Here is a 15,624-nt window from a genome sequence, read left to right on the forward strand (position 1 = left end):
GACCGCCTTCGCCGAGCGAACCGACCGGGCCGGCCGGCCTCCCCCCTGCCGGCCCGGTGCGGTGCCACTGTCGTACGGCACCGTCAGGGCCGCGGCCGGGCGATGAGGACGGCCACATCGTCGGAGTCGTCCGGATCGCGCAGGGCCTCCAGGAGCCGGTCGCAGGTGTCCTCCAGCGACGGGTCGGGGCGGTCGAGCAGATGGAGCAGAAGGCCCAGCCGCTCGTCGATGGTGTGGTGGCGGGTCTCGACCAGACCGTCGGTGTAGAGGACCAGCTGATCGCCGGGCCGCAGGTCGAAGGTGGTGTCCTCGAACGGGACACCGCCGACGCCGAGGGGTACGCCGGTGGGCAGGTCGAGCAGTTCCGGGGGCCGGCCCACGCGCATCAGCACCGGCGGCAGATGCCCGGCCACGGCGATCCGGCAGAGCGCCTGGTGCGGGTCGTAGACGGCGTAGGCGCAGGTGGCGTACTGCTGAAGATCGGTGGTGATCTTGTCGATGTGCCGCAGCACATCGGTCGGCGGGATGTCGAGGTCGGCCAGGGTGGAGGTGGCGGTGCGCAGCCGTCCCATGGTGGTGGCGGCATTGATACCGCTGCCCATGACGTCGCCCACGACGAGTGCGGTCTTGTCCGCCGTGAGGGGGACGACGTCGAACCAGTCGCCGCCGACCTCGCTGGTGGTTCCGGCGGGCCGGTAGCGGGTGGCAATCTCCAGGCCCCTGCGCTGCGGTGAACGGTCCGGGAGCAGGCTGCGCTGAAGAGTCACGGCGGTGTTGCGCAGGCTCTGGTACAGGCGGGCGTTGTCGATGCACACCGCGGCGCGGTCCGCCAGCTCACCAGCGAGGGTCAGATCGTCCTCGTCGAAAGCCAGCGGATTGCGGGCGCGCATCAGCCCCAGCGCGCCCAGCACCTCGCCGCGCGCGATCAACGGCGTCATGAGGTAGGAGTGGACGCCGGCGCGGCCCAGGAGGGCGGCGGCGTCCAGGTCACGGGCGATGCGCGGCAGGTCCCGCTCGGCGACATGGGACACCAGCACCGGGTGGCCGGTGCGCACGCACTGGGTGACCAGCCGGTCGGCTCCGTAGCTGGTGAGGTGACCGGGCGGATCGGCGGCGCGCTCCGCCTCGCTGGGGTAGGCGGCCTTCACCGCGAGGGCCCGGAAGAGGGCGGGGTGGTCGCCGGCCTCGGTCGGGCGGCGGTCCTCCAGGACGGAGTCCAGCACGTCCACCGTCGCCACGTCGGCGAGCTCGGGCACCGCGACCTCGGCCAGCTCATCGGCGGTGCGCTCCACCTCCAGCGTGGTGCCGATCCGGGCGGAGCCGTCGGCGATCACCGCCAGCCGGTGCCGGGCGCGGGCCGCCGCTTCGTCCGCACGGTGCCGGTCGGTGACGTCGACGACCATGCCGGCCACCCCGAGGACCCGCCCGCCAGGGTCCTCCAGCCGGTAGTAGGAGATCGACCAGGCCCGCTCATGGTCGGGGTCGGCGGGGGTCCGCCCCACGGTGTACTGGTCGACCAGGGGATTTCCGGTCTCCAGGACCTGCCGCAGCGCACCCTCGATCGCGTCGACGTCCAGGAAGGGCAGCACCTCACGGACCGACCGGCCGACATGGTCCTTGGCGGGGACCCCGTTCATCCGCTCCAGCGCCGGGTTGACCGCCAGGTACCGCAGCTCGGTGTCCAGTACGCCGAGCCCGATCGGGGACTGGGAGACCAGCCGCGTGGAGAGCGCCACATCCCGCTCCGCCTGGCGCAGGATCGCCTCGTCGGTGGCGATGCCCAGGGCGTAGACGTCACCCCGGTCGTCCAGCAGCCGCATATTGCGGAACTCCACGAGCCGGGTGCTGCCGTCCTTGTGCCGGATGGGGAAGGCGCCGGCCCAGCTATGGCCGGTCCCCATCACCTCGGTGAACAGCCTGATCACCAGGTCCAGGTGCTGTTCGTGGACCAGCAGCCGCCCCGCGAACTGGCCCAGCGCCTCCTGCGCGGTGTAGCCGAACAGCGCCTCGGCCTGCGGGCTCCACAGCACGATCCGCCCCTCGGCATCCAGGACCACCGCCGCGACACCGAGCAGGTCGAGCAGCCCACTCCGCTGCGGCACACCGGGGAACGCCTGGTCGCCCGCGGCACCGAAGGGGTCGGCTGTACCCATCCCAGGCTCTCCCTCCACCTGTCTCCCGGCGTGCGGCCCCGCCGGCTTCAGGCTCTGACCTGCGACCCTCGCGCTTCGCAGTCCTTCCATCGTCCCCCGCTCCGGCCCGCTTGCGCGCGGCAGACCCATGGATCACGCGGCAGGCCCGTAGATCACACGTCAGCCCCGTAGAGATCACCGGTGTCCCTGGTCGCCGGGCGTGAAGGAGTGCTTACGGTCCTTGGGCGGCCTGAAGATTGCCGGGGACTGTAGGTGCTGGTGCTGTGACCGGGAAGGTTCACCGGGTGGCGGGCGTGGTGGTGGATGACGTCGCGGGGCGGCTGTGGGCGTGCTTCGAAATCATTGGACGCCCTTTGGGTTGGTCGGCGAGCATCCGTAGGTGACAGATGAAGCCGATTACGGGGGACCGTTCACGCGGAGCCCGAAGTGCGTACGTTTTGTCGAGCTGTCCGGCGGGGCGATGTCCGCTTTGCTCGATGGTGACCTGTCCGAAGCCAGCAGGATCGCCGGGGTTTCGCTGACCGAGTACTTCGTGACCGACAGCGCACGGTGGCTATGGCAGTTCCGACTCGACCAGATGGCTGCCGATCCCGGCCAGGCGCGGTGGATGGTGCGACAAGCGCTCGTCGGTGACAAGGGTCTCGTCGTCGGACATGCCGGGTTCCACGGACCGCCTGATGAGGTAGGCATGGTCGAGATCGGCTACTCCGTTGCTCCCGACTTCCGTCGCCAGGGATATGCCCGATCCGCGCTGATCGAGTTGCTCCGCCGGGCAGCGGCCGAAACCGCAGTCACGACTGTGCGGGCGACGATCAGCCCCGACAACGTGGCCTCCCTGGCCACGATCTCGGGCTTCGGCTTCGTTGAGGTCGGAGAGCAGTGGGATGAGGAGGACGGTCGTGAACTCGTCTTCGAGGTTGCTGCCCGCCGGGTTCCACCCGCTTGATGGGAAGGTCCACGGCATAACGCTGGGCTGTGACCGGGGCGTCCGGCGCGGTGGTCACGCTGTGGCAGCGAGTGGGCGCCCGCCCCAGCGGATGCCTTTCTCACTGCGGATGCGGGCGCGTTCGCGGCGTTGAGCGGCCAGGACGTCGGAGTGGCGGGCGTGGGTGTTGCGCCAGCGCAGGTAACGGTGCAGCTCGCGGGTCTGGGCGGTGCGGTTGGGGTGGTGGGAGTTGGCGAGGGTGAACTGCCGCAGCGGTCCGAAGTGCGCTTCGATCGGGTTGGCCCAGGAGGCGTTGGTCGGGGTGAAGCACAGCTCGACCTTGTTCTTCTTCGCCCAGGCGCGGATCTTCGCTCCCTTGTGGGCGGAGAGATTGTCCAGGACACGTAGATCGGGGCGCCGTCCGGGCGTGCGGCGCGGATCGACTTCAGTGCCGTGACGGTGTTGGCCGCCCCTTTGTGGCGACGGTTGACGCCCCACAGGTTGTCGTCGCCGATCGAGTAGCAGCCGATCTCATTGAAGCGGTGGATCACGTCGCGGACGGTGTCCTCGTCGGCCTGGACAAGCTGAGCGATCACCGGCACGCGGTTCCGCTCTCCGCAGCGGCGCGCGCCACGTTGTCGGTGACCTGTCGGGGGATGTCGGCGCCGTATCGGTCCGGTGTCGGCAGGGACTGACACCTTTCGAGAGGTCCGGCCGGGTGACCGCCCGGCAGTGCCTTCGGTATGGGGATGTCTCATGCACGACGTAGTGATCGTGGGCGCAGGCCCGGTCGGTCTCTTCCTCGCCTGCGAGCTCGGCCTCGCGGGCTGCTCCGTGCTGGTACTGGAGAAGGAGTCGGAGTCGGACTCACCATGGCGGACGGAACCGCTCGGCATGCGCGGCCTGTTCGGCTTCTCGGTCGGGGCGTTCTACCGTCGCGGTCTGCTGGACGCGCTGGTGGCAGCATCTTTCGTCCTCGACGGGCGCGACGCCCACACCAAATCTGACGAGCCGTCACCACCGCGTGCGGTGGGCCACTTCGCCGGTATGGTGCTCGATCCGGCCAAGGTCGACATGGCCGCCCTGCCCTTCCGGCTGCCCAGCCCGGCCCCGGACTTCACGATGATCAGCCTTCAGGCGGTCGAGTCGCTGCTGTCCGAGCGCGCGGTCGAACTGGGCGTCGACATCCGGCGCGGCGTCACCGTGGACGCGGTCACGCAGGACGAGGACCACGTGGTCGCGTCCGCGGGTGAGGTCGGCTTCGAGGCGCGCTGGGTCGTCGGCTGCGACGGGGGGCGGAGCGCGGTGCGACGTCTCGCCGGCTTCGATTTCGCGGGCACCGAGCCGGAGTTCACCGGATACACCGTGCTCGGCACGCTCGCCGATCCGGAGAAGCTGCGCCCCGGGATCAATCTGACGCCGACGGGCATGTACGTCCGGATGGCCATCGAGGGGCACATCGCCATGATGGACTTCGACGGCGGCGCGTTCGACCGCTCGCGGCAGCCGACCCGCGACCATCTCCAGACGGTGCTGCGCCGTGTGTCGGGCACCGACGTCACCCTGAGCGACGTCCGGCTCGCCTCCACCTTCACCGACCGGGCCAAGCAGGCGACGACCTACCGACAGGGCCGCGTCCTGCTCGCGGGCGACGCAGCTCATATCCACTCGCCGCTCGGCGGCCAGGGCCTGAACACCGGCATCGGCGACGCCGTGAACCTGGGCTGGAAACTCGCGGCGACCGTGCGGGGGCACGCGCCGGACGGACTCCTCGACACGTACAGCCAGGAGCGCCACCCGATCGGCGCCCAGGTGCTCGACTGGTCGCGCGCCCAGGTGTCGATCATGAGGCCGGACAGGCACGCCCAGGCGATCCAGGGCGTGGTCCGCGACCTGCTCGGCACCCGGGACGGGACGACGTATGTCTTCGGGAGGGTGTCGGGGTCGTCGATCGGCTACGACCTCGGCAGCGGGCATCCGCTGGTGGGCCGTAATGCCCCCAACTTCCGCCTGGGTGACGGAACTTGTCTTGGCGAGCTGATGCGGGACGGACGGGGCGTCGTCCTCGACTTCAGTGCCGATCGCCGCCTGAGCGGCCCGGCGGCGGCCTGGCGGAGCCGACTGCGTCACGTGACCGGGGCGCCGGTGGACGACCTCGGACTGGGCGCCGTACTGGTCCGCCCGGACGGCACCGTCGCGTGGGCCGACGACCACGACTTCGCCGCCGACGAGTTCGAACGAGCAGCCTCCCGGTGGTTCGGCCGCCCGCAAGCCTGAGCGGCCCACCCGCCCTTCACCTGTACCACCTTTCCGCGACCGCCTTTATGGAGCACTCATGACCATCACCCTCCGACCGGGCAGCACCGTCATGTTCACCGGCGACTCGATCACCGACTGCCAACGCCGGGAGAGCGAAGACGGTCTCGGATTCGGCTATCCGCTGCACATCGCGGGCCAGTGGGGACTCCGGCACCCGGACCGACCCGTGACCTGGCTGAACACCGGGATCGGCGGCCACAAGGTGAGTGACCTCGAAGCACGCTGGCAGACGGACGTGCTCGACATACGCCCCGACGTCGTGTCGATCCTCGTCGGCGTGAACGACATGGGCTGGCACACCCTGGACCCCAAGGGCTACGTGATCACGGCCGAGGAGTTCGCCGCGGGCTACGAGCGGCTGCTCGCCCCGCTCGCGGAGGCGGGCACCCAGCTCATCCTCATCGAGCCGTTCCTCCTCCCGGTCGACGGCGTCATCGAGGCCGGTGCCGCGCTCGTCGGCGACAAGGAGCGCAAGGAGTGGCGCACGGACCTGGACCCGAAGATCCAGGTCGTGCGCGAGCTCGCCCGCACCTACGGGGCGCATCTGCTGGCCGCCGACGGCATGTTCGCCGAGTTGGCGGCGACGACCGAGCTGGGGCACTGGTCCGCCGACGGCGTGCATCCGTCGCCGGCCGGCCACGCCGCTCTCGCGGCGGCCTGGCTGCGTCTGGTCGCCTGACCGGCGCGCCGCACCTGGTCATGCCGGACCCCTGGACCCGTCGGGCTGCTCCGGACGGCACACTGGCGGAGCCGTGACCTGCGAAGAACGCGGAGATCGACGTAGCACCCTCGGGCATCCGCCGGGTCAGGACGAATCCGGCCGGTGCGGACCCGTACTGATCAACTGGGCGTCGCGGTCCTCGTCGTCGAGGAACAGCGGAAGGCCGCGGACCCGGATGTGCCGTCGGCGTCCGGGAGATGGCCCAGGAACTCCGACATGTCGTGACGGTACGGCTGCGCCAACCGCTCGATGGCGGGCCGCACCTCGGCGTCCGCGGACCGGAAGGTGACGGGTGCCGGGTCATGGGTCGAGTACATTCGCGAACCCGGCACCGCCCTAGCGGGCGCTGCCGATGTTGCGGTCGGAGCTGGAGCCCTGGAGCATCAGGGTGGTCTCCTCGATGCGGCTGAACCGGCCGTCAGCTGCCAGGTCGGCGAACACGTACACCTCCATGCGCACGCTCGTGCCGTCCTTCTTCGTGATGTGGGCGGTGTGCCGGTCGGCGTACTTGCTGCCGTCGTACAGCTCCTCGTGGACCTCGACGTGACCGTCGGCGACGAGGGTGCGCAGGTGAGCGATGTGCTCCAGGAACGCGGTGCGGTCAGCCCACTCTCCGTCAGTGCGCTGGCGGTACTCCGGGGTGAAGTGGCGGTCGGCGGCCTCCTCCAGGGTGAGGTCGCCGTTGAAGAGCAGGTCGGTCAGGGCGGCCTCGATGCCGGTGCGGGTCATGGGAGTTCCTTTCGAGAGGAGCGGGGTGCGTGCGCTGCGCACGCATCTCCTGGACTGTAGCACCAAGTGCGTGCACCGCGCACGCTATTCTTGAGGGGTGAAGAAGGAAGTAGGACACGAGATCGCGGACGCGCTAGGCATCCTGCTGCGGCGCACCACCCGCACGCAGCTGCACCGGAAGCTGACCGAAGGGATGGGTGAGGCGGTGGACGAACTGACCTACCCCGTGCTCAGCGCACTCGCCCGGACCGGGCCGTGCAGTGCGGCCGGCCTGGCGCCCGACGTGGGGCTCGACCGCTCCGGCGTCACGCGCCGGGCCTCCCGGCTGGAGGATGTCGGCCTCATCCGACGCGAACCGGACCCCGCCGACCGGCGCGCACATCTACTCGTCCTCACCGAGCAGGGCCGGCTCGCCATGGCCGAGCTGCGCGCACGACTGGCCGACCACATCATGGCGAGCCTGTCCTCGTGGCCACCGGGCGAGGCCGAGGCCTTCGCCCGCCAACTGCGCCGCTTCACGCTCGACGGACCGTTCACCTGACGAGCGGACAGGGCATCACGCGACGGGCAAAGTCAGGCACCCACGACGCCGAGGCGGGGCCGGCTCAAGATCCGAAAGAGGTGCCCTCGGTGCCCCTGATACTGCTGTTGTGCGTGGGTTAATTGTTGTGCAGGCGAATAAGAGAGTGGACCGGGGCAGAATTCCTGGGCGACCAGGTCTCTTGGATGGCTGGAAATGCACGGTGGGTACGGAAAAGGCATACAGAAACGCCTGGAAAGCGAATCCGCCGGCTCTGGGTGGGTGAACAGCGGCCTTAACGCGTCAAAAGAGCCGGTCGGTCACGGCTCCCCGGCCGCAGCCGGCCGGCCGATCAGCGCCTTCAGGAAAGCGCTGGTCTCCTCCGGCGGATTCGCCTCCGTACAGAGCCGTTCCATGATCGAGGTGTACTGGTCGACGGACTCCCGCTTGTCCAGATAGACCGCGCCGGTCAGCTGCTCCAGATAGACCTGGTCGGGCAGCTCGGGCTCCCGGAAGCGCAGGATGGTGATCGGGGATCCGGCCACCGCGTTCGCCCCCACGCTGAACGGGGCGATCTGGAGCGTCACATTCGGCAGCTCCACCACCTCCAGCAGGTGCTCCAGCTGTGCGCGCATCACCTCCGGACCGCCGAACGGCCGACGCAGCACCGCCTCGTCCACCACGGCCCACAGCAGGGGCGCCCCCGGACGCGTCAGCAGCTTCTGGCGCTCCATCCGCAGCCCGACCAGCCGGTCGATCTTGGACTCCGGTTCCCGCGGATATCCCAGACGGGTGACCACATACGCGTACGCCTCGGTCTGAAGGAGGCCGGGGAGGAACTGCACTTCGTACGTGCGGATCACCTCCGCGGCCTCTTCGAGGCCGATATGCAGCGCGAACCAGCCTTCGAGGACGTCGTTGTACCGGTGCCACCAGCCAGCGGTGTTGGCCTGCCGGGCCAGCTCGAAGTACGCGGCGCGCCGGGTCGCGTCGAGCTCTCCGTAGAGGGTCAGCAGGTCCGCCACGTCCTGTTCCCTGACGCCGACTTGGCCGCGCTCAAGACGAGTGATCTTGGCGTGCGAGGCCCGGATCGCGTGGCCCGCGTCCTCGCGTGAGATACCGGGCTCGGTGTACGGCCCCGTGGTGGCGGTCATACCAACTCCCGTACGCGCCAGTGCGGATGGACCCGGTGCCTCATCAGGCGACCGTCGGGTCACCCGGTCGTCCGCTCAACGGTTCCTGATGGCAAGCACGTTGGGCGGCTGAGCCGGTCCGGCTCAGTCCACCATCGCGTCGAACTCGCCGTCCTTCACTCCCGCCATGAACGCGGTCAGCTCCGCACGGGTGTAGATCAGGGCGGGGCCCTGCGGATGACGTGAGTTACGGAAGGCGAAGGCGCCGTCCGGAAGCGCGGCAACCTCCACGCAGTTGCCACCGGGGGCGCTGTGCCGGCTCTTCTTCCAGACCACCCCGTCGATCAGGTCGGCCGGCACCCCGTTGTCGAACTGCTGCATCTCGATCCCTCCCTCACTCAGGCATACCCGGCTGACCAGGCATCGTGCGGCTGCGTAATTGCATCCGTACTTACCGATGCAATTACGTTTCCTCAAAACTCTAATTGCAGAGGCAGTTGCAGCACCAGCAGCAGCCCGCAATAGTGGTCCCGAATCACCCGTTCGTGACGCAGGCCTGAAAGGCTCCACGGAGATCGTGATGACACCCCGCCCGGCAGGATCGACAGCCGCCCCCGCACTCCAGGAGCCCGTCAGCCACTGGCTGGCACAGGCCTCGCGCGACGCCCTCCAACCCCACGACCTCCCGGGCCCCACCGGCTACGCCGCCCGCGCTCTGACCGCGGACCAGCGGGCGGCCGGTGAGGCCCGTCGCTTCACCTGGTCCACGTTGAGCGGCTGGGCACTGAGCTCGCTCATCGACAACACGGCGCTGGTCGTCACGGAGTTGCTGAGCAATGCGCTCCGCCACGGACTGGCCAAGCCCCCGGCCCCCACGGTCCCCCTCCGGCCGATCTGGCTGGGTCTGCTGCGGCACGGAGGCCTCGTGGTGTGCACGGTCTGCGACCACAGCGCACAGGTCCCGGTACTGGGAACGCCGGATCACCTCGCCGAGTCCGGCCGCGGGCTGCACCTCGTCAACTGCCTGAGCAGGTCCTGGGGTTGGACCACGCCCACGACCGCCGGCAAAGCCGTCTGGGCGGCGCTCTCCTCCACCGACGAGGACGGCGCGCCTCCCGTGCGGGCATAAGGGTGGACCATCAACTCGCCCGTGCCACCGCCAGGTTGAGTTTCGTCACCCCTGTGACGTACCGCCAAGGGGACGGATCTGCATGCCGGGGCGACGGCGGTGGACGGTCAGGTAGGAGATACCGTCCTTGCCCGCGGTGAAGCTGCGGGTGGAACCGTGCGGGAGCCACAACAGGCTCCCTTCGGTGAGCGGCTGCGGGCCCCCGGCCGTACCGAGGGCGCCGTCACCCGCGACGACGAGCAGGAGAACGTCGAGGTCGGGCTCGGCGTGGGAGTCGATCCGCTCCTCGGGCCGGAGGTGCACGAGATTGGCGTCGAGTTGCCGCCCGGGCTCGGCCAGTCGCCACAGCGCCCCCGCCGGTGCGGGGCTGAGCGCGGCGAGCGCCTTGATGTCGCACAGGGGCTGCGGGACCGGGGCTCCGGTCGCCCCGAAGGGGCCTGGGTGTTCGTCGGCCATCACTTGCACCATTCGATCCGGAACTGTCACTGCACACCACCATCATCCACCCCCGAATTGGAACCTAGCATGCGTATTTGCTAACGTCGCATCGTGCGGCTGACGAAGTTCACCGACCTGGCGCTCCGAGCTGTGATGCGCCTGGCGGTCTCCACCCAGGGCGGATCCATGACCACGCGCGAAGTCGCGGAGGTGATGGACGTGCCCTATGCCCATATGGCGAAGGCGATCACCCGGCTGCAACACCTCGGCGTGGTGGATGCACGACGCGGGCGCGGCGGCGGACTCGAACTGACCGCGCTCGGCCGGCAGGCCTCGGTCGGCTGGCTGGTGCGCGAGCTGGAGGGCGAGGACGAGGTCGTCGCCTGCGAGGGCGATCCGCCGTGCCCGCTGCGCGCCGCCTGCCGGCTGCGCGGCGCCCTGCGCAAGGCGCAGGAGGCTTTCTACGCCACGCTCGATCCGCTGACGGTGGCCGAACTGGTCTCGTCCCCGACCGGACCGGTCCTGATCGGCCTGGTGGGGCGCGATTCCGGGTAACCGGGCGCACTGACGGACCAGGCACGCCGCAACCCCTGGCCACACCCATGCGCTACACCCCCTTCACCTCTCCCCTGATCCCGTCGACCGGCCCCCACGCCTCTAAATGCGAAGATCATTAACTAGTTAGGAGTCGCTGTGCTCTCCGACCAGTCCGCCCCCGTCGTCCGCGCCACCCTCCCCGCCGTCGGAGCCGCCATCGACGAGATCGCCGAGGTCTTCTACCGGAAGCTCTTCGCTGCCCGCCCCGACCTGCTGCGGGATCTCTTCAACCGCGGCAACCAGGCCAACGGGGCACAGAAGAAGGCCTTGGCGGGCTCGATCGCGGCCTTCGCGGGCCTGTTGCTGGACCAGCCCGATGCCCGCCCGGACACGATGCTGGCGCGGATCGCCCACAAGCACGTCTCCCTCGGCATCACCTCCGACCAGTACAAGCTCGTCCACACGCACCTCTTCGACGCGATGGCCGAGGTGCTCGGCGACGCGGTCACCCCCGAGGTGGCCGATGCCTGGGACGAGGTCTACTGGCTGATGGCCAACGCCCTGATCGCCATGGAGGCCCGGCTCTATCAGCAGGCAGGCGGCGCCGAGGGCGAGATCTGGCGGCAGATGGAGATCACCGAGCGGCGCGAGGAGACCGCCGACGTCGTCTCCCTCGTGCTGCGCCCCGCCGACGGCCGGCCCGCCGCGCCCTTCCGCCCGGGCCAGTACGTCAGCGTGCAGACCGAACTGCCCGACGGGGCACGCCAGATCCGTCAGTACAGCCTCTCCTCAGCACCCGGCGGTCCGCAGTGGCGCATCGCCGTCAAGCGGGTCCGGGGCGAGGCCGGGCCCGAGGGGGAGGTCTCCTCCTGGCTGCACCGGAACGCGCGCGTGGGTGACACGCTCACCGTCTCGGCCCCCTGCGGAGACCTGGTACTGCCGGCGGGCGACGGTCCCCTGCTGCTCGCCTCCGCGGGGATCGGCAGCACACCGATGCTGGCCATGCTCGGCCATCTCGTCGCCACCGGATCGACCCGTCCGCTGACCGTCGTGCACGCCGACCGCGGCCCCGCCGACCATGCCCTTCGCGAGGAACAGAGCCGGCTCGTCCAGGCGCTGCCGGACGCGAGGCTGCACCTTTGGTACGAGGAGCCGGGCGAGCAGGCCGCGCACGCGGCGACCGGGTACGCCGACATCGGCGCACTGGAAATTCCCGCGGGCCTCACCGCGTACCTGTGCGGCCCGTTGCCGTTCATGCGCACGGTCCGCGGCGACCTGCTGCGCCGCGGTGTACCGGCCGAGTCGATCCACTACGAGGTCTTCGGCCCGGACCTCTGGCTCGGCCGGTCCTGAACCCGGACGGCCGCGTCACCGAGCGAACGCCGCATGGTGACGCCACGCCGACTCGCCACCGACGGTATGCAACAGCCGGCCTTCGTAGTACGCCAGCGCCGTTGCGGGAAGCGCCGCCGCACGCCCGCTGAGGAGCACGGTCAGGGTGCCCTCGGCAGGCGCCTCCGGGGCGGGCTGCTCATCGATCCGGCACAGTGCCTGGGCGGCCACCGCCCAGGCCGAGCCGTAGAGGACGACCGGTGGCAGACCGCGCCGTTGCAGGGCTGTGCTGATGCGTGCGGCGACGAGTTCGTAATGGGTGCAGCCCAGCACGACGGCCCGCACGTCGGCAGGGGTGCGCTCCGCCGCGGCGGAGATCGCGCGGCCGATGGCCGCCTCGTCCGCGGACTGGACAGCGTCGGAGAGCCCTGGGCACGGCACCTCGGTCACGCTCACCCCGGCTGCGAACTCGTCGATGAGCGCGCGCTGGTAGGGGCTGCCGGTGGTGGCGGGGGTGGCCCAGACGGCGACCGGTCCGCCGCCCGCAGCGGCCGGTTTGATGGCCGGAACCGTGCCGATGACCGGCAGGTTCGGTTCGAGGCGGGCGCGCAGGGCGGGCAGGGCGTGCACGGTGGCGGTGTTGCAGGCGACGATCAGGACGTCCGGACGGTGCGCGGCGGCCGCCTCGGCGACAGTGAGGGCGCGGGCCGTGACGTCCGCCGGAGTGCGTGGTCCCCAGGGCATGCCGTCGGGGTCCGAGGAGAGGACGAGGTCGGCGTCGGGGCGTAGCCGGCGTATTTCGGCGGCCGTCGCCAGCAGTCCGATGCCGACGTCCATGAGCGCGATCTTCACCCGACGACCGCTGGACGGCGCCAGGCCGGCCGCGGCGTACTCCTCATGCCGGCGCGGGAGTTCGTACACGTAACGGGCCGGGATCTTCTGCTCCACGTCGGTCGCCTCCGATGTGCTCGTGTGCCTCAACGTCACTGGCGGCGAGTTTGTAGAGTGAGTGGCCCGGATGACATGGCCAATCGGGGGAGAATGGTATGGCCGAGGGGACACCGTTCCAGGCGGCGGACCGGGCGGGGCGCGCCGGGCGGACGCTGGGGAGCCGGCAGCTCGCCGCCCTGTTGCCCGATCCGGCGGGAATGCGGCCCGCATACCGTCATCTGGCCCAGGCGATCAGCGCGTTGATCCTGGACGGACGGATCGCGTTGCACGTCAGGCTCCCCGCCGAGCGGGAGCTGGCCACCGCGCTGAACACCAGCAGGGCCACCGTCACCGCCGTGTACGACCTGCTGCGCGAGAGCGGCTACGCCCACAGCCGGCAGGGCTCCGGTACCTGGACGGCCCTGCCGGAAGGCTGTACGCCCCACGGCATCACCCGGCTCCTCGGCCCCCAGGACACCGCGATCGACCTGGCCAGGGCCGCCCCTGGGCTGCCGGAAGAGACGCTCGTCGACGCCCTCGGCCAGATCGCCCCGCAGCTGGCCGAGCATGCGCACACCCCCGGCTACCACCCGTACGGCCTTCCGGAACTGCGCGCCGTCATCGCCGAGCGCTTCACCCGGCGGGGCCTGGTGACCGTGCCCGGACAGATCTTGGTGACCTCCGGCGCTCAGCACGCGCTCACGCTGGTCCTGGGGCTGTTGTGTCACCCCGGCGACCGGGTCATGGTCGAGAATCCGTCCTATCCGAACGCTCTGGAGGCCCTCCGCCGCGCCAGGCTCCGTACCGTGTCGGTCCCGGTGACCGATGCCGGCTGGGACAGCGAGATCATGGAATCGACCCTCCGTCAGGCCGTACCCCAACTCGCCTATCTGATACCGGACTTCCACAATCCGACCGGTTGTCTGATGCCCGACGAGGTGCGCGCCCGCTTCCTGCGCGCCGCCCAGCGCTCCGGCACATGGGTGGTCATCGACGAGACGATGACCGATCTCGCCCTCGACGCCCCCGCACCGCCGCCGTGCGCCTCCCATGCCGCCGCCGGTGGGACCGGCCAGGTCATCACCATCGGCTCGATGAGCAAGACCCACTGGGGCGGACTGCGTATCGGCTGGCTGCGCGCCCCCTCGCGGCTGGTGACCGAGCTCGCCGGGCAGCGGGTCGCCACCGACATCGGCGGCTCGGTCGTGGACCAGCTCCTGGCCGTCCACCTCCTGGCCCGCGCCGGGGACGTGCTGCCGCCCCGCCTGGAACGGCTGCGTGAGCAGCGCGCTGTGCTGGCGGCGGCCCTGGCCGAGCACCTGCCGGCGTGGAGCTGGCAACTGCCGCCCGGCGGACTGTCGTTGTGGGTCGATCTGGGTGCGCCCATCGCCGCTTCGCTGGCCGAGCGGGCGCTGGACTACGGGGTGCGGATCGAGGGCGGCGCCGCGTTCGCCACCGACCCCGGCATCTTCGAACAACGCCTGCGCATCCCGTACACCACACCCCCCGACGTCCTGCGCGAGGCCGTGCACCGTATGGCCACCGCGCTCGCCGACGGCCTTCCCCTCGCACCGGCCACCCGACGACCGCACTGGATCGCCTGACGGCTGGGGGCCTACGGGCTTGCCGGGCCGCTACGCCGACGAGGCGGCCGAGCCGCCGGCCGAGCTGCGGAAGGTACGTCGGTAGGTGTGCGGGCTGACGCCGGTGGTGCGTTTGAAGCGGTCGCGGAAGGTGGTGGACGATCCGAAGCCGACCTGGGCGCCGATGCGTTCGACCGAGTGGGCGGTGGTTTCCAGCAGATGCTGGGCCTGGCGGACGCGGGCGCGGTGCAGCCACTGGAGCGGAGTGGTTCCGGTCTGCTCGCTGAAGTGCCGGAGCAGGGTACGGGTGCTCAGTCCGGCGTGCGCGGCGATGTCCGCCAGGGTGTGGTCGCGGGCGACGTTCTCCTGCAACCAGGTCAGCAGGGGTTCGAGGGACGAACCGCGGGGCGAGGGCGGATACTGCTGGACGATGAACTGGGCCTGCCCTCCTTCGCGTTCCAGGGGCATGACGGCCAGCCGGGCGGCGTCGGCGGCGATGGCCGAGCCGTAGTCCCTGCGGATCATGTGCAGACACAGATCCAGGCCGGCGGCCGCCCCCGCGGAGGTCAGGATCTGCCCGTTGTCGACGTACAGCACGTCAGGGTCGACGTCGATGCCCGGGTAGGCCGCGGCCAGTTGGTCCGCGGCGACCCAGTGGGTGGTGACGCGCAGCCCGTCCAGGAGTCCGGCGGCGGCGAGCACGAACGTGCCGACACAGATGGACGCGATACGGGTGCCGTCGGCGGCGGCTTCCTTGAGGGCGCGGCGCACGGCGTCCGGCACCGGCGCGGAGGGGTCGGCCCTACCGGGCACGAGGACCGTGTCCGCATCCCGCAGCGCGTCAAGCCCCCATGACGTACGCAGCGTGAACAGCCCGGCATCGACCTCCGGCTGCTCCGCGGCGACGCGGACCCGGTAGCCGGGGCGGCCGTCGGGGAGCCGGGTCCGTCTGAAGACCTCGATGGGGGTGGACAGGTCGAAGGGGATCACCTGATCCAGGGCGAGGATGACGACGGTGTGCATGGCGGGAATGTATCTGGCCGCCGGATTCTCGCCGAGGGGCAGGCATGGGGGTTGATGGCCGGGATCGCAGGTCGCACTCCGTTGGCGATATCCCGTTGAAGGTTGTCGATCACGCTACTGGGAGCGGGGGTTGGCGATGTCTACCGTCAGTG

The 15,624-nt window shown here is 70.4% G+C and carries 16 protein-coding genes and 1 pseudogene; 8 read left to right on the top strand and 9 right to left on the bottom strand.

The genetic code is table 11. From position 1 onward, the window contains the following. Positions 1 to 83: 83 nt before the first annotated feature. The gene (locus ACZ55A_RS27890) at positions 84 to 2,153 is read right to left on the bottom strand and encodes a SpoIIE family protein phosphatase (protein WP_468845520.1); all 2,070 of its coding nucleotides are present in this window, start codon (positions 2,151 to 2,153) and stop codon (positions 84 to 86) included. Between the two features lie 460 nt (positions 2,154 to 2,613). Here ACZ55A_RS27890 and ACZ55A_RS27895 point away from each other — a divergent pair, with 460 nt between their 5' ends. Further along, positions 2,614 to 3,099, top strand: a complete 486-nt coding sequence (locus ACZ55A_RS27895) for a GNAT family N-acetyltransferase (protein WP_468845887.1) — start codon at positions 2,614 to 2,616, stop codon at positions 3,097 to 3,099. 54 nt (positions 3,100 to 3,153) lie between these two features. On the opposite strand, the pseudogene ACZ55A_RS27900 reads toward ACZ55A_RS27895, so the two are convergent. After that, a pseudogene (locus ACZ55A_RS27900) lies at positions 3,154 to 3,605 on the bottom strand (transposase); the annotation flags it as partial. A gap of 229 nt (positions 3,606 to 3,834) precedes the next feature. On the opposite strand from ACZ55A_RS27900, the gene ACZ55A_RS27905 reads away from it, so the two are divergent. Further along, on the top strand, positions 3,835 to 5,355 hold the full coding sequence (locus ACZ55A_RS27905) for an FAD-dependent monooxygenase (RefSeq protein WP_468845522.1): 1,521 nt from the start codon (positions 3,835 to 3,837) through the stop codon (positions 5,353 to 5,355). A gap of 58 nt (positions 5,356 to 5,413) precedes the next feature. Continuing rightward, complete coding sequence (locus ACZ55A_RS27910) at positions 5,414 to 6,076, top strand: SGNH/GDSL hydrolase family protein (protein ID WP_468845525.1); 663 nt, start codon at positions 5,414 to 5,416, stop codon at positions 6,074 to 6,076. A gap of 161 nt (positions 6,077 to 6,237) precedes the next feature. Here the strand turns inward: ACZ55A_RS27910 and ACZ55A_RS27915 are convergent, their stop codons facing one another. Both ACZ55A_RS27915 and ACZ55A_RS27920 read right to left on the bottom strand, forming a co-directional pair. Next, complete coding sequence (locus ACZ55A_RS27915) at positions 6,238 to 6,435, bottom strand: hypothetical protein (RefSeq protein WP_468845528.1); 198 nt, start codon at positions 6,433 to 6,435, stop codon at positions 6,238 to 6,240. Positions 6,436 to 6,454: 19 nt separating this feature from the next. Then, on the bottom strand, positions 6,455 to 6,847 hold the full coding sequence (locus tag ACZ55A_RS27920; RefSeq protein WP_468845530.1) for a nuclear transport factor 2 family protein: 393 nt from the start codon (positions 6,845 to 6,847) through the stop codon (positions 6,455 to 6,457). Positions 6,848 to 6,944: 97 nt separating this feature from the next. Here ACZ55A_RS27920 and ACZ55A_RS27925 point away from each other — a divergent pair, with 97 nt between their 5' ends. After that, positions 6,945 to 7,388, top strand: coding sequence for a MarR family winged helix-turn-helix transcriptional regulator (locus tag ACZ55A_RS27925; protein ID WP_468845533.1), 444 nt, complete (start codon positions 6,945 to 6,947; stop codon positions 7,386 to 7,388). A gap of 299 nt (positions 7,389 to 7,687) precedes the next feature. Here the strand turns inward: ACZ55A_RS27925 and ACZ55A_RS27930 are convergent, their stop codons facing one another. After that, complete coding sequence (locus tag ACZ55A_RS27930; RefSeq protein WP_468845536.1) at positions 7,688 to 8,521, bottom strand: DUF5753 domain-containing protein; 834 nt, start codon at positions 8,519 to 8,521, stop codon at positions 7,688 to 7,690. A 123-nt stretch (positions 8,522 to 8,644) separates the two neighbouring features. Next, positions 8,645 to 8,881 (bottom strand): DUF397 domain-containing protein, encoded by a 237-nt coding sequence (locus ACZ55A_RS27935; RefSeq protein ID WP_468845539.1) that lies wholly within the window; start codon positions 8,879 to 8,881, stop codon positions 8,645 to 8,647. Between the two features lie 199 nt (positions 8,882 to 9,080). On the opposite strand from ACZ55A_RS27935, the gene ACZ55A_RS27940 reads away from it, so the two are divergent. Then, positions 9,081 to 9,629, top strand: a complete 549-nt coding sequence (locus ACZ55A_RS27940) for an ATP-binding protein (protein WP_468845542.1) — start codon at positions 9,081 to 9,083, stop codon at positions 9,627 to 9,629. A 45-nt stretch (positions 9,630 to 9,674) separates the two neighbouring features. On the opposite strand, the gene ACZ55A_RS27945 is transcribed toward ACZ55A_RS27940, so the two are convergent. Next, entirely contained in the window at positions 9,675 to 10,085 is a 411-nt protein-coding gene (locus ACZ55A_RS27945) for a hypothetical protein (protein WP_468845544.1), read from the bottom strand. Positions 10,086 to 10,178: 93 nt separating this feature from the next. Here ACZ55A_RS27945 and ACZ55A_RS27950 point away from each other — a divergent pair, with 93 nt between their 5' ends. Together ACZ55A_RS27950 and ACZ55A_RS27955 are read left to right on the top strand one after the other, a co-directional pair. Further along, entirely contained in the window at positions 10,179 to 10,622 is a 444-nt protein-coding gene (locus ACZ55A_RS27950) for an RrF2 family transcriptional regulator (RefSeq protein WP_468845546.1), read from the top strand. 138 nt (positions 10,623 to 10,760) lie between these two features. After that, positions 10,761 to 11,957: a globin domain-containing protein gene (locus tag ACZ55A_RS27955; protein ID WP_468845549.1), complete on the top strand. Its 1,197-nt coding sequence runs from the start codon at positions 10,761 to 10,763 to the stop codon at positions 11,955 to 11,957. Between the two features lie 15 nt (positions 11,958 to 11,972). Here ACZ55A_RS27955 and ACZ55A_RS27960 read toward each other — a convergent pair whose 3' ends face one another. Next, positions 11,973 to 12,773: a glutamate racemase gene (locus ACZ55A_RS27960; protein ID WP_468845890.1), complete on the bottom strand. Its 801-nt coding sequence runs from the start codon at positions 12,771 to 12,773 to the stop codon at positions 11,973 to 11,975. A gap of 209 nt (positions 12,774 to 12,982) precedes the next feature. Between ACZ55A_RS27960 and yczR the strand changes: the two genes are divergently transcribed. Continuing rightward, positions 12,983 to 14,470 (top strand): MocR-like transcription factor YczR, encoded by a 1,488-nt coding sequence (gene yczR, locus ACZ55A_RS27965; RefSeq protein WP_468845551.1) that lies wholly within the window; start codon positions 12,983 to 12,985, stop codon positions 14,468 to 14,470. A 30-nt stretch (positions 14,471 to 14,500) separates the two neighbouring features. Here the strand turns inward: yczR and ACZ55A_RS27970 are convergent, their stop codons facing one another. Beyond that, positions 14,501 to 15,472, bottom strand: coding sequence for a GlxA family transcriptional regulator (locus ACZ55A_RS27970; RefSeq protein WP_468845553.1), 972 nt, complete (start codon positions 15,470 to 15,472; stop codon positions 14,501 to 14,503). Between the last annotated feature and the right edge of the window lie 152 nt (positions 15,473 to 15,624).

The sequence above is a fragment of the Streptomyces sp. NPDC034111 genome, from assembly GCF_055575375.1.